At 43.8% G+C, this 13,618-nt stretch carries 11 protein-coding genes; 8 read left to right on the top strand and 3 right to left on the bottom strand.

Annotation, left to right across the window (positions count from 1 at the left end; all coding sequences use genetic code 11):
• Window positions 1–400: 400 nt before the first annotated feature.
• Together A3EU_RS29460 and A3EU_RS0105125 are read right to left on the bottom strand one after the other, a co-directional pair.
• Window positions 401–637: an anti-sigma factor gene (locus A3EU_RS29460; RefSeq protein ID WP_156825662.1), complete on the bottom strand. Its 237-nt coding sequence runs from the start codon at window positions 635–637 to the stop codon at window positions 401–403.
• A gap of 125 nt (window positions 638–762) precedes the next feature.
• Window positions 763–1,188 carry a DUF2147 domain-containing protein gene (locus A3EU_RS0105125; protein WP_020535055.1) on the bottom strand — a complete coding sequence of 142 codons (426 nt, stop codon included), beginning with the start codon at window positions 1,186–1,188 and terminating at the stop codon, window positions 763–765.
• Between the two features lie 109 nt (window positions 1,189–1,297).
• On the opposite strand from A3EU_RS0105125, the gene A3EU_RS0105120 reads away from it, so the two are divergent.
• The 3 genes from A3EU_RS0105120 (at window position 1,298) to prfA (ending at window position 4,477) form a co-directional block, all read left to right on the top strand.
• Window positions 1,298–2,317 (top strand): hypothetical protein, encoded by a 1,020-nt coding sequence (locus A3EU_RS0105120; RefSeq protein ID WP_020535054.1) that lies wholly within the window; start codon window positions 1,298–1,300, stop codon window positions 2,315–2,317.
• A 67-nt stretch (window positions 2,318–2,384) separates the two neighbouring features.
• Entirely contained in the window at window positions 2,385–3,230 is an 846-nt protein-coding gene (locus A3EU_RS0105115; protein ID WP_020535053.1) for an HAD-IIA family hydrolase, read from the top strand.
• A 185-nt stretch (window positions 3,231–3,415) separates the two neighbouring features.
• Entirely contained in the window at window positions 3,416–4,477 is a 1,062-nt protein-coding gene (gene prfA, locus A3EU_RS0105110) for a peptide chain release factor 1 (RefSeq protein ID WP_020535052.1), read from the top strand.
• 226 nt (window positions 4,478–4,703) lie between these two features.
• Here the strand turns inward: prfA and A3EU_RS0105100 are convergent, their stop codons facing one another.
• A complete protein-coding gene (locus A3EU_RS0105100; protein WP_020535050.1) occupies window positions 4,704–8,267 on the bottom strand; it encodes a hypothetical protein in 3,564 nt (1,187 codons plus the stop codon).
• Window positions 8,268–8,475: 208 nt separating this feature from the next.
• On the opposite strand from A3EU_RS0105100, the gene A3EU_RS0105095 reads away from it, so the two are divergent.
• The 5 genes from A3EU_RS0105095 to A3EU_RS0105070 all read left to right on the top strand — a co-directional run bounded on the left by A3EU_RS0105095 (window position 8,476) and on the right by A3EU_RS0105070 (window position 13,498).
• A complete protein-coding gene (locus A3EU_RS0105095) occupies window positions 8,476–9,117 on the top strand; it encodes an MBL fold metallo-hydrolase (RefSeq protein WP_020535049.1) in 642 nt (213 codons plus the stop codon).
• A gap of 60 nt (window positions 9,118–9,177) precedes the next feature.
• The gene (locus tag A3EU_RS0105090; protein WP_020535048.1) at window positions 9,178–10,611 is read left to right on the top strand and encodes a pyridoxal phosphate-dependent decarboxylase family protein; all 1,434 of its coding nucleotides are present in this window, start codon (window positions 9,178–9,180) and stop codon (window positions 10,609–10,611) included.
• A gap of 6 nt (window positions 10,612–10,617) precedes the next feature.
• On the top strand, window positions 10,618–11,658 hold the full coding sequence (locus tag A3EU_RS0105085) for an aldo/keto reductase (RefSeq protein ID WP_026211233.1): 1,041 nt from the start codon (window positions 10,618–10,620) through the stop codon (window positions 11,656–11,658).
• A gap of 527 nt (window positions 11,659–12,185) precedes the next feature.
• Window positions 12,186–12,944: a DJ-1/PfpI family protein gene (locus A3EU_RS0105075; RefSeq protein ID WP_020535045.1), complete on the top strand. Its 759-nt coding sequence runs from the start codon at window positions 12,186–12,188 to the stop codon at window positions 12,942–12,944.
• Between the two features lie 17 nt (window positions 12,945–12,961).
• Window positions 12,962–13,498 (top strand): hypothetical protein, encoded by a 537-nt coding sequence (locus A3EU_RS0105070; protein ID WP_020535044.1) that lies wholly within the window; start codon window positions 12,962–12,964, stop codon window positions 13,496–13,498.
• Window positions 13,499–13,618 lie beyond the last annotated feature (120 nt).

The following is a 13,618-nucleotide window of genomic DNA, read 5'->3' as shown; positions in this document are numbered from 1 at the left end:
AAGTACCACTTTCCAAAGTGCCACTTTTCAACCACTAACTACGACCACCTTATAAACTGGTGCGACATAGCCGCCTTATTAACTTATGTTTACAACAGCTTAATTATCTGAATAAAGCAGTTAGAATACAGTAGATAAGTATAAAGGCTATTGCCTTTTATATCTATATATTATCGCCACTTAAAATACGTCTATAAAACGGATTGTCCTGCCGTAGTTTTTACACTACACAATTACCAAAACATCCGGGACCATCGGTTTTAATAGGATAGGACGGGGGAGTAATGAAACGTTCATTACTCCCCTTCTTTTTACCCTAAAATAAGAATCCCGAACCTCGCGCTGGGCGAGACTCGGGATATCTAAGCTTCGTTACAAGCATTAATCAATTGGATGGTGCTTAAATTTGTCCTTCCAGTGCTGTTGAACAGCTGTAGTTCATAATGCGCTGGAGACTACGCTTGGGCGCTGTAAATTTCACTTTAGGAAACTGACGTTTGCTCATGCGCAGTTGTTCTAGTTCTTGGGCCAGTACCGGATCACGACGAAGCGCATCCTGGATGGCCAATCGTAGTGAAAGACTGGTTTCGGCATATAGATAAGCCATCAAATCTTCAGGTGTAAAATTTTGCTTCATGAAAGGCATTTATGGCGTTGAAAAATTTATACTAAAACAAGGAAAAGGTAGGTCTTATTGTTTGTTAGGTATATATTTTTTTGTTAAAGGGCTGGTTACTAGTTATTGACTATGAAAACAACCTTTTATTCTATTCGATACCATACTTGGGTACGATAAAGCCCTGTCCAATGTTTTCCACGAACTTGTAGCTCATTTGGCTTACCCTCTTCAAACCAGATACTGCAGCCATAAGTACTGCCAGATTCCGGGTCTAGGATCGTTCCATTTTTCCAATAGTCTCGGTATACCTCCAAGTCTTCAACAATGACCATACCTACAATCAATTTATTCTTTTTGTCACCTTCGCAGGCCTCACAGAGCGTATCGTTTGGTTTTAGCAACAGGTCGGTGATTTTTCCGAATAGTTTACCGTTCCGTTCGTAGATTTCTATCTTGGATCTGGCTTCGCCCGAATTATCATCGATTGTCTTCCAAACACCAATTGGAGATTGTGCCTGTGCACATACAAAGGTCACCAATAATAGCAGCGTACTTAATCCGTACTTCATAATAAGAATGTTTTATCGGTAAACGCCGGAGTCCGTTTTTTGTTATTAAAGACCTTCGAAGAAGTCTTATTCTTTCTATCTTCCGCAAAAATTAGCCCTTACCACAATTATGGATTTCCTTACTATCATTCGTTACGCCTGGATGGCCTACGACAGTACCCGCCCCATCAGGCGCATTACCGATATCAGCGCCATGGTATCCACCAACCATGTCTACAAAATTAGGTTGGAGGATGGCAATAATATCATCGCAAAGCTTTCCTATTTCGGAAAATATGAACATTTCGTGGAAGACCACACGATCATTAATGCGCTATCTAACAATCTGCCTGTTCGCTACGAGAATTTCCTCTCTCGGGCGTTGATGAAAGGTAATCAATTGTTTTTCCATCGTTTCCAGAACGACATCATTGATGCCTGGGTAGTTTTCTTTCGCCCAATTAAGATTAAGAAGAGCCTGCCCCGCCGCCTGGAAGACCAAGATATTGCCCAGTTGGGTAAAGAATTTGCGGAGTTTCACAAAAGCTGTAGCCTGATTCGGCACACGCTACCGATTACCTCCAAAAACATGACTACAGACATTAACCAACTGCTACTAGAGGTCGATGATGAGTTTCCTCAACACGCGGATTACATCAAAAAGCAATGTGACCTTTTTTTAAACAATACCTACAAGATCAATGTACACGGGTTTGAAAAAATCCCGGTGTTTGTTGACTGGAACATCGGAAATTTCTCCATGTCTTCGAATGGTAAATTTTATTCCCGCTGGGATTACGATTGGTTCAGGATGAGTTCACGAATCGTTGACTTTTATTTTATCAGCAGGATTGTCTCCAATGTAGGAGATCGTACACTATTCACCTACAATGTAGACACCCTGATGGAAGATCGCTTTTTATTATTTTTAAAGCATTACCATGAAATTTACCCACTCACTAAATCTGAAGTTTTATTTTTGCCGGAAGCTTATCGCTTTTTCCTATTGAATTACGTAGTGCGCGAAGGCAATTATTTCTTCCGTAAATCGATTGCTACTCAACTTCAACGAGAAGTTTTTGAGCACCATTTACCGAATATCGAGCAGGTATTTTCAGCCGAAAAAATCTTACAAACGCTCGCGCTATAAATTATCACCTTCTCTAATTGTTTTTCGCCATTAAGCATAAAACTTGTCAGAGAACCAAAACTCAAAAATGCATAACGCTTCTTTTCTAGATATTGCAGACGGCTTCAAAGCGATCTTTTTAGATTCTTACGGGGTGGTCAAAAACCATCGGGGCCTCATTCCTGGAGTGGAAGCCAACATCAACGAATTACGTCGGCGGGGCAAGGTCATCAGAATCCTGACCAACGATGCCTCCCGCAGCCCAGAGCAACAAGCTGAACGTTTTGCCCATCAAGGGCTGCCAGGTATTCTGCCTGAAGAAGTGATCACCTCTGGCATGATGGCCAAGATGTTTCTGGCCCAAAAAGTCAGCAGCGGTCGAGTCGCTTACCTTGGAACTGCCAACTCTGCTCATTATATTTTAGATGCCGACCTCCGTGCCGTGCCAGTAAGTTCGTTGGATCTCGACAACTGTGACGATGTCACTGCGATGGTTTTTCTTGATGACGAAGGCTTTGACTGGAACCACGACATAAATACAACGGTTAACCTTCTGCGCAAGCAAAACATTCCGGCTATCGTTGCCAACGGGGACAAGCTCTACCCTGTCGCTAAAAATGATGTTTCGATTGCCACCGGTGGTATTGCCAAGTTGGTAGAGAGTATTCTCAAACGGAAGTTCATCCATTTTGGCAAACCTGACACCCAGATGTTTAATCATGCTTTTGAAAACATCAATCAATACGGGACTTTTGACAAAAGCGACATCCTAATGGTAGGCGACACCCTGCATACCGACATTTTGGGGGGCAATAAGTTTGGGGTAATGACCATGCTCGTACTTTCTGGTAACACCAGCGAAAAAGAAGTAGATATTCGAGTTCGCTCAACCGGGATTATCCCCGACTTTATTTGTGAGTCGATTGTGGCGTAATCCTATTTTATTATTGAAGCTATCTAAAGTTTTCCGTATCTTTGCGGTCGCAAAAAAGTAAAGTATGATGTTTCCTGCCATTTGGTTCTATTAGCTGTTTTGACAGTCATCCTATCTTGTAACCCCATGGTTACCCTATCTCTTTTTTGAATCACTACTTTACTTTACCCCTCCAATTTAATATTATGCTAGATAAATTAGCTGCCATCCACCATCGCTTCCGCAATTTGGAAGAACAGTTATCCGACCCTTCCGTCATCACTGATATGGATCGGTTTCAGAAAGTCAATAAGGAGTACAAGAAGCTACAACCCGTTGTAGAGGCTTACCATCAATACCAGGAGTTGCTTGGTAATATGGAAACCGCCAAAGAGATGCTTCGTGACCCGGAGATGAAAGAGATGGCGGAGATGGAGTTGGAGGAACTCAGGCCCCAAAGAGAAACACTGGAGGAAGAGATCAAGGTCATGCTCATTCCTCGTGACCCCGAGGATGAACGCGATGTTATCTTTGAAATACGCTCCGGCACGGGTGGTGACGAAGCTAGTATTTTTGCAGGGGACTTGCTACGGATGTACTCTCGTTATTTCGATGAGATGGGCTGGAAGTACGAGTTACTCTACGAAAACGAAGGAAGTGCTGGTGGTTACAACAAAGTAGTGGTAGAAGTGAGTGGAGAAGATGTATTCGGGCGCCTCAAGTTTGAGTCTGGTGCACATCGGGTACAAAGGGTTCCTAGAACAGAGTCTCAGGGCCGGGTACATACCTCGGCAGCTACCGTTGTTGTCATGCCCAAGTTGGAGATGGAAGATGTAGACATCAAGAAATCGGACCTCAAGATTGATACCTTCCGGGCCAGTGGTGCGGGTGGTCAGCACGTCAACAAAACAGAATCCGCCATTCGGATTACCCACTTACCTACAGGTACTGTTTCTGAAAGCCAGGACGGCCGTTCTCAGCACAAAAACAAGGAGATCGCAATGACTCAGCTGCTTCGTCGTATTCAGGAGCAAAAGCGGGAAGAACACGAAAACAAACTGGCTTCTAAACGTAAGAGCCTTGTAGGTACCGGCGACCGTTCCGACAAGGTCAGAACCTACAACTATCCTCAAAACCGGGTAACGGATCACCGTATCGGTCTTACGCTTTACAACCTCGATCAGATTATAGAAGGGCAGGTAGGCCCCGTAATCGAAGCCCTTCAGCTTGCTGAAAATGCGGCCAAGATGGAAGAAGGCATGGTTTAATGCGCCCAGTAAAGCCACATGGCATGAATCGTAAGTAAGACAAACAGCAAAGGAAAGAGGAGAATAATACGGCTTTTGTTTTCCATAAGTAGGTCGTTTTGATTCAAACCTACAGGGAATCGTCCTTCTTTTCTACCCCGTTTGCGTAAGCGTTGGGGCTTAATGAGTAAGTGTTTTGACCACATCGCCATATTGTTCAAAAAACATTTGACGATGTGGTCAAATACTAAAAGTCCAAGCCTAAAGAAATATGCAACTTGGGATCTTGCACGAGGCGGGTTTCCAAGCCCCAGGCGTAATCAACACGAATCAAGTACCCAAAGAGCAGCATTCGCGCTCCCACTCCGTAACTAAACACCAATGGATCGCGGAAATAAACAACCCGAGCCGTTACCGGTGTAAAGACCGTTGGGTCTTCCGGAAAAGTAGTAGTATTCAGCGGATTCTCGTCACTATAAGGGTCTGGTCCACTCCAGGCAGTACCTGCGTCAAAGAAAGCTACAGCCTGGAAGTTGCGGAAGAATGGAGACCGAATGCGTTCGGAGAAGTAACGAAAGACCGGCACCCTAAGCTCTGCATTGGTCAAAACATAAGCATTACCATTACGGATATTAATATCAAAACCCCTCAGGTTATTAGCTAAAGTAACAAAACCGGCAGGGTCTGATGGTGTTGGAATATTATTATTGAACGAGGGCAACAACCAATTGTCTGTACCTCCCAAATAATAAAGCACCTTGTCTCGTCCAAAAGAAACAGCACCTGCCAGACGGAAGGCCAGTATGGAGCGTTTGTCAATTTTAAGATAATGACGAGCATCGATCCCAGCTACGCCCATAAAGCCACGCGCTACATCAAATTCAAATTTAGGGTCTAGGGTAGCACTAAAAGACTTGTAGTACTCGGTATAGAACTTCATTCGTGTCCCCTGGCGTAGGTTAAGTGCAAGGTCAAGTGTATTATCGAATACATATTCCAATCGTAAACCAATCCGTTGGGTCCGATCCGGGGCAGGAGCATCTTCCAGCGCCGTTTGATCAGTTGCTAAATATTGAACTCTGTCCCGGCGGATTGTACTTGTTGCACGCAAGCTTTGGAAAATATCCAAAGGAAAGCGTACACCATACTGGCCTAGCACCACATTATTCTCCTTCCTCCACGGAACAAAAGATTCCCCTTCTTCTGAGAATCGTTGATTACGACGATAAACCGCATAATAATGGTCTAAACGGCGCTTACGACTCTGCATGGTAAGAAAGTATTCAGTACCATTAAAACTGGTGGGTAAGCGCACCCCTCCCTCTACCACATAATCCTCAAAAAGGTCTTTAAAGTTGGCTTTTAGTAATAAACTTAGAGGCTGGGTATTGAATCCGTTAGGGTTTGCAGCGTAGCTATCCAAACCTTCAAACAGCAGACCATTGTCCATATTAAAGGTCACAAAATCTGTCCGAAAGGTCGTACGATAAGGAGTAATTCGCCCTGGCCGGAAGCGATAAACATCACTATTTGTTTTGTCCCTTACGGTAGCCATCTTTTGTGGAATGGGGTCAAAATTATTGATATCCTCCAAAGAAGACGCTGGGGCTACAGGCGCAGTATCCGTCTCTGGTTTTGGCTCAGCAAAAGTCTCTTGTTCCGAAAATTCGCTCTGAAACAGATAATTATCAATATCAATGATCTCGGTACTATCAACCGCAGCTGGAGCTGGAGGTAATTCTGGAATAAATTCTTCTGGCGGTGGTAGTGTTTCAATGTTTAGTTCTTGCTCACTAGGGGGCAAATCTTCCACCAACTGTGTATCGACTAAGCCTGATGGTACAAGCGTCATTTCCTGCTCTGCTAAAACAACTTTTCGGTCATTTTGGAAAATCGTGTTATTAACAGCAGGAGTGGTAGCAGCGTCCAACTGGCGTAATAATATTGTCCCTGGGGCTGTACCTGGGCTGGGGAAATATTCGAGTACCCTCCCTGTGCGCAGGGCTACATTTTGGTAAAAAATGTTTTTATCATAGTTCGTGGACGCTGCCACTACTGCTCGTTCTTTGACAATAGGGTAAACGACAATTGTATCAATCAAGGTAGTGTCCAACATGGTGAGGTTCGAATCAGCGTGCAGAACGATTTCTGTCCCATCTTCTAACTCAATACGTTGCTCGTAATGGTCAATATAATCTTCCAGATAACCAACTTCACGATTGTAAAACCCGCTTCGGTCAGAGAGGTAAGCAAAATAGGTCGTATCAATACCAATAGGCTGCCGTTCATTGGCCAGTGGTGTATCTGTCACTCGCACCAACTCACCTGGCCGGTTGGTAAGGTCATAATAGAATAAATCAAAAGTGGTAATGGGCAGGATGGTATCCAAGCCTCTGGCTTCTAGAGAAGTCGTTGCCCGGTTGGAGGCAAACAATATCCCGGTACGGTCCCTGACTTTCACTGGCACAGCGTCGAGGTCATCCCAAAAATCAGTGGTAATCCGCTGTGATTGGCGCGTAGCTGGGTAGTAAAGAAAGATATCAGAAAAGCCCCTTACTGTTGCCGAGAATACCATCGTCGAAGGGTTGACGTATTCAACGCTATACACCCGGTGGTACTCTGTACTTAGCTCTTCCGTTATTTCTTTCTTTTCCAATAAATTATAGCGCAATAAGCGAGGACGGTCACGGTTTTCATACAAAATGGCCAATTCTTGCCCGCTGGGGTTCCATGCCAATAGCGGATAATTGTAATCCGTTGCCTGGATCGCGTTGCGGAAGCCACTCTTGAAGATCATTTCCCGCTCACCAGTTTGCACATCCTGCATAAAGACCTTGTAGCGGCCAATCTCATTAATCACATAAACCACTCGCTGCCCATCCGGACTAATTTTCAATTGAGTTAATGGAAGCTCTTTCTTGTTCTTTATCACTACCTCTTGTCCCTCTGGAGCATTTCTGTTCTGGGAATCAATGGCATATCTTTTTTCAAAATAAACTTGCCAATCATTGAGCGTAATTTGATAGGGTGTCCCTAAAACATAGAGAAAACCACTTTCGACACTGCGGTTAATCCGGGTCAGATAAAGCAAATTGGAGACTGTAGGCTTGCCATACAATTCCGCGATATAATACCAAAAAGCATGACCTACCAGCTTGGGGTAGTCTGCTGCCATTTCTTCAAATCCAGGGTAAAGCCCTGAGCTTAGCAATTGCCTCAATTGATCATCTTGCTCGGTATTCCATTCTTCGCCAATATAGCCTACCAGACCTTCTTTAAACCAATCGGGGAGATTCAACAGGACTGCATTTTGTACGATCTCCTGCAAATTTGCACCAAAAAGCATGGCTTCCAGGTAGACCGAAGCAATACCTTCCCGAATTTGCCGCCGCAGATCATTATGATCGCCATTGAAGTAGACAAAGATTTTATTACCTGCTATTTTTGTTTGCCCCGCTACATTGGTAAAAGCCTCATCATTCCCGATATTGCTCTGCTTCAAATCCGTCAGATCGACGTAAGTGATGATCTGGATTTTTTCATTCATCCTATGTTCCAGAATACTTTGGATATACGCAAAATCGTATTCTGCCATCTGTACTACCGACTGGCCAATGTTCCGTGCTTCTCCGTACCAATAAGTAATAAAGTTATCACTCTCGTACTCCATCCACTCATCAAAATCGCGGTGATGCTGTACCCTGTTTTTCCCAAAGGTCACCTGAGAGGTCTGCGCCATGAGCAGCTGGCTAGTTGCCAAAAGGCAAAATATACTTAAATAAGAGAGGAAAGGATAGCGTAGTTTGCGCATAGCAGTATTTTTACAAAAATAGGGGGAAAGCGGAAGATGCTAAAAAATCAATACCTGAACGAGGCATTTTGTTTAGTGACCTACAGTATTTGGCTACTTTTGTAGGAATATAACTGAGGCTTGGTCTTAAACAAGACTTAAGATATTCCTTTTTTCAATAAAAAGGAAGTCTAAAACTTTAGATCAGCCACTATAAAACAGGAAAACTATGGCACAAGTTGTGCAAATGACATTTAATGCTTTTCAGGAAAACACCTATATCGTATACGATGAAACTGGAGAGTGTATCATATTTGATCCCGGTTGCTTTGAACCGCACGAAAAGCAGGCACTTCGCACGAAAATTGAAGAACTCGGATTGCGCCCTGTTCGTCTTATCAATACTCATTGCCACCTGGATCATGTATTTGGTAATAAGTTTGTTGCAGAGACCTACCAACTTCCCTTGGAAATTCACGCATTAGAAGTTCAAGTCTTGGCTGCTGTGCCCATGGTTTGTCAGATGTACGGCCTACCTATCCCCGAAGAAAGTCCAGAGCCCGGAAAGTTCCTTAAAGAAGGAGAGACTATCACTTTTGGAAACACTAGTCTGGAAATGTTGTTTACACCGGGTCATTCACCTGGCAGTTTGAGTTTTTACTGTGCAGCAGATAAATTTGTGATTGCAGGAGACGTCCTCTTCTACGGAAGCGTCGGCCGGAGTGATCTACCTGGAGGAGACCATGCAACGCTTATCAATGCCATCAAAACACAGTTACTCCCTTTGGGTGATGACATCACTGTTCACCCTGGGCATGGCCCAGCTACCCGCATAGGCTATGAGCGCAAGAACAATCCGTTTTTGAACTAAGCGCTTAGCTGGATTTTTATCGAACACCCCGTTAAAGGTCCTCAACTCAATCTCCTACCAATGACACAAGATACAATAACCGATCGCCTCTCAGAAGCTTACAACCCCGCCAATTTTCGGGCACTGGGCCACCAACTCATCGACTTATTAGCCGACCATTTGAAAAAGGCCCAAGATCCAGAAAATCAGCAATTGATTAATTACCGAGAGCCAGAAGAGGAGTTGAAATTTTGGCAAAATGACTTTACTAAAGCCGGACAAGAAGGAGCTTCTTTAACTTTTTTTGAGGATATACTCGAACATTCCATTCACTTGCATCACCCTCATTATATTGGGCATCAGGTGTCGGTACCTGCGCCGGTAAATGCCTTAGCAGGGATGGTCTCGGATATCCTCAGCAACGGTACAGGTGTTTATGAAATGGGCATGGCCTCCAATGCCTTAGAACGAGTAGTTACCGATTTTACTGCCCAACAGATTGGATACACCACGACTGCTAGCGGCTTTATTACCTCTGGTGGAACACTTGCTAATCTCACTGCTTTGCTTGCTGCTCGTGCTGCTAAAGCACCTCAACAAGTATGGACGAAAGGCCATGAGGAAAAACTGGCCATCATGGTTTCTGAGGAAGCGCATTACTGCGTCGATCGAGCCGCCCGAATATTAGGAATGGGCAGTGAGGGAATTATTAAAATCCCAGTAGATGAACAGTTTAAAATCCGTACAGAATTACTCGAAGGTTACTATCAGGAGGCTATTGCTGAAGGGCGTATTCCCATTGCATTGATCGGTTGCGCCGGCTCTACCGCTACGGGCTCTTACGATAACCTGAATACACTGGCAGACTTTTGTGAGCAGCATCAACTTTGGTTTCATGTTGACGGAGCTCATGGAGGTGCAGTGGCCTTTTCTGAGAAATACAAATACTTGGCAGCAGGGATGGATCGGGCTGATACGATTGTGCTTGATTATCACAAGATGCTGATGACACCTGCGCTCAATACAGCTCTCTTGTTCAAAGAAGGCCATCGCTCTTACGACACCTTTATCCAACGGGCACAATACCTTTGGGAGACAGAACAATCGCCCGAGTGGTATCACTCTGGCAAGCGTACTTTCGAGTGTACCAAACTCATGCTTTCCATAAAAGTATATGCTACGCTAAGGTGCCATGGGCCTGGTATTTTTAGTGACAACGTCAATCGGCTTTATGATCAGGCACGAAGTTTTGCTCAAATACTAAGCGAGGCCCCAGACTTTGAGCTGGCTGTTCAACCAGAGGCCAATATCCTTAATTTCCGGTACACCGGAATACCGCGTGAAGAATGGGACATAAAAAACGGCCAAATTCGACAACGATTAGTAGAGCTCGGCAGTTTCTACATTGTGCAAACCGTCATCAATAACGAACGCTGGCTTCGAGCTACGGTCATGAACCCATTTACAGACGGCCAGCATTTTCAAAAATTATTAGCGATCATCCGTACCATTTAGCAAAACATGAGATACCAAACTATACCCCGCACCGATCTTAACGTAAGTAAAATATGCCTCGGTACAATGACCTGGGGTGAGCAAAACACTGAAGCTGAAGGGTATGCTCAGATGGACCTTGCTGTTGACCGGGGTGTCAATTTTTTTGACACAGCTGAACTCTACCCTTCTCCTGTAAAACCCCGCACTCAGGGTGATACGGAAACCTTTATTGGTAACTGGTTACAAAAAACAGGCAAGCGTAAGGATTTGATCCTGGCTTCCAAAATTGCTGGTGATCGCCCATTTGCCCAGCATATTCGTCCCCAGCTCGGCTTTAGTAAAACTAGTCTTGAGGAAGCATTGGATCTCAGCCTAAAGCGGTTACAAGTGGACCACCTTGACCTTTACCAGTTGCATTGGCCAAGCCGCCAGACCAACTTTTTCGGCCAACGTGATTACAAGCATGATAAAACCGACGAATGGGAAGATAATTTTTTAGAAATACTTACCAATCTAGACAGTATCATCAAAAGTGGAAGAGTCCGGTACTTTGGGTTGAGTAACGAAACACCTTGGGGAATGATGCGGTATTTGCACCTTGCCGAAACTCATGGTTTACCTCGATGTGTAAGTATTCAAAACCCTTACAGTTTGCTAAATCGAACTTTTGAGGTTGGCTTATCGGAAATGAGCATCCGCGAAGAGGTTACGCTTCTCCCCTACTCTCCTTTGGGAGCCGGTATGCTAAGCGGTAAATATCATCTAAAAACCGATGAACCAGAAAACCGGCTGAATAAATATAAGCATGTAAAACGCTACAGCTCGGAACAATCCTGGGAAGCCACTCGCCGCTATCTCGAAATTGCTCAAGCAAATGACCTAACCCTCACACAAATGGCCCTGGCTTTTGTGAATGACCAGCCATTTGTTACCAGTAACATCATCGGTGCAACCAACCTACAGCAACTTGCCGAAAACATTGATAGCATTGACATACAACTTTCTGAAGAAGTGATCAAAGCCATTAATGAAGTGCATGCCCAAATTCCAAATCCGGCACCTTAATGAGGCCTAGATGTAAGTATCTTGCTATTCAACCTGAAAACTTTACGTATCATGGTTCTGATAGAAAGTACTTGGTATAAACTTATGCTATTACACGCTATACTTACCAATGTGCAAAGCAGTTTGTCTTGTACCCAGCCTACGGGCTTTGGTTACAGCTATAGTCGGCAAACAAAAATAGCTAAAGTTAAAAACTTACAATTATTTTGTTTTTAAATCAAAAAACATATATCTTTACAAAATTCTAGTGTACTGACATCACACCAAGATAATCAGCGGTACTACCCCCACTTTGTCATGTGGGAATTTCAACGGTTTTTTTTAGCGTATTGCTTGGCTGTTGCTAACTTAGCAGCAGATATAGGCGCACGCCCGTTATGGTCGATTGGCCAAGGGGCGGTTTCGGCGATCTGGCTGAGGGTGGGCCCTCCACTTGGGGCTTCTATGCCAAGTCTCCAGTTTACACCCACAAAACATACTCCACTACCTCTCTCTATTTAATCCGTTAAAATTCCTAAAACAACAGTATGAAACACTATACCGTCTTATTATTTAGCAGTATTTTCTTGCTCTTCACAGCCTGTACTTCTACTCTGGATTCGGATCTTCCCACTAGTACATCTACAGAGACTCCTCTATCTAGACCAAGCCTAACCCTTGAGCCCAATCGCTATAACGTTGCTTTCCTCATTATGGATGGTGTATACAACACAGAACTTACTGCTCCTTACGACATCTTCCAGCACACTATTTTTCGTGACAGTATCAAGGCTATGAACACTTTCCTAGTAGCCAATACCCTTGAACCCATAACGACCTTTGAAGGCTTGCAAATCCTCCCTCATTTCGATTACCTCAGCGACAGTCTTCCCTCTATCGATATCCTTGTTATCCCCAGTGCTGAACACCACCTTGACAGTAATTTAGAAGATAAAACAATGCTTGATTTTGTTCGTCAGGTCGCCAATGAGGCCCAGTTTATTACCAGTCATTGTGATGGTGCATTTGTACTTGCCGAGGCTGGATTACTCCAAAACAAAGTAAGTACCACTTTCCCTAGTGACATCCCAGCTATGCGAGAGCGCTATCCTGACCATGACATCCAAGAGAACGTGCTCTTTGTTCATGATGGTAAATACATCACTTCTGCTGGTGGTGCTAAATCTTTTGAGGCTGCCCTGTACCTCTGCGAATACCTCTATGGTGCAGAAGTAGCCCAAAGACTAGCAAAAGGCTTGGTTATTGACTGGGAGTTAGAAGAAATCCCTCATCTAATTATTGAATAATAGTCAAAATTAACACTGTGGAAAACGCCACCTCTCAAGAAATTAAGGATCAAGTCTTCATTTCGACAAGTGCCTGGGTGATCATTGTTTTTTCTTTTATCGCTCTGTATTTTTCCTGTTTCCAATGGATTTCTTTTCAGCAGGTCACAGCCACTCAAGAAATGATGTTTCAAGGCACTGAAGCCTTTGAGCATGATTTTATGGACATAAAACAAAAAACGGAAGCACTCTTTACCATTATTTTCACAAGCACTACCATTGGTTCGTTTTTACTTATCCTTACTGCATTGAATTTATTAAGGCGGCGTAAATCGGGGCGGATATTATTTACCATTACCGTTGGAATCCTGCTCGTATTGCTGCTTTTTTTCCTTTTCTACAGTAGCAAAAATTATCAACATCAACTACTAAGCATCCTTCCTAATTTCCCAGCAGAAGAAGGAGGACTATCCAGCCAATTCCTAAAAGTAGCGAGGTTTCAATTCCTAGGAGTAGGTGTTTTTTTGCCTTATCCTCTCTTGGGCTTTGGTCAGGGTTATGATAAAAATAAATAGCAAACGCATCCGCACGTATTTTTCTTAAAAAGAGTTTTAAACCATACACATAACTCAAAAATCAATAGCTAGTAAAGGCCTTCACTCAAAACTCCCCACCCATTTATTAATTATCCGTCA

The sequence above is a fragment of the Lewinella cohaerens DSM 23179 genome (genome assembly GCF_000379805.1).
GTDB classification, from domain to species: domain Bacteria; phylum Bacteroidota; class Bacteroidia; order Chitinophagales; family Saprospiraceae; genus Lewinella; species Lewinella cohaerens.
Note: the sequence above shows the minus strand (reverse complement) of the source record. Positions and strands in the feature narration are given on the sequence as shown.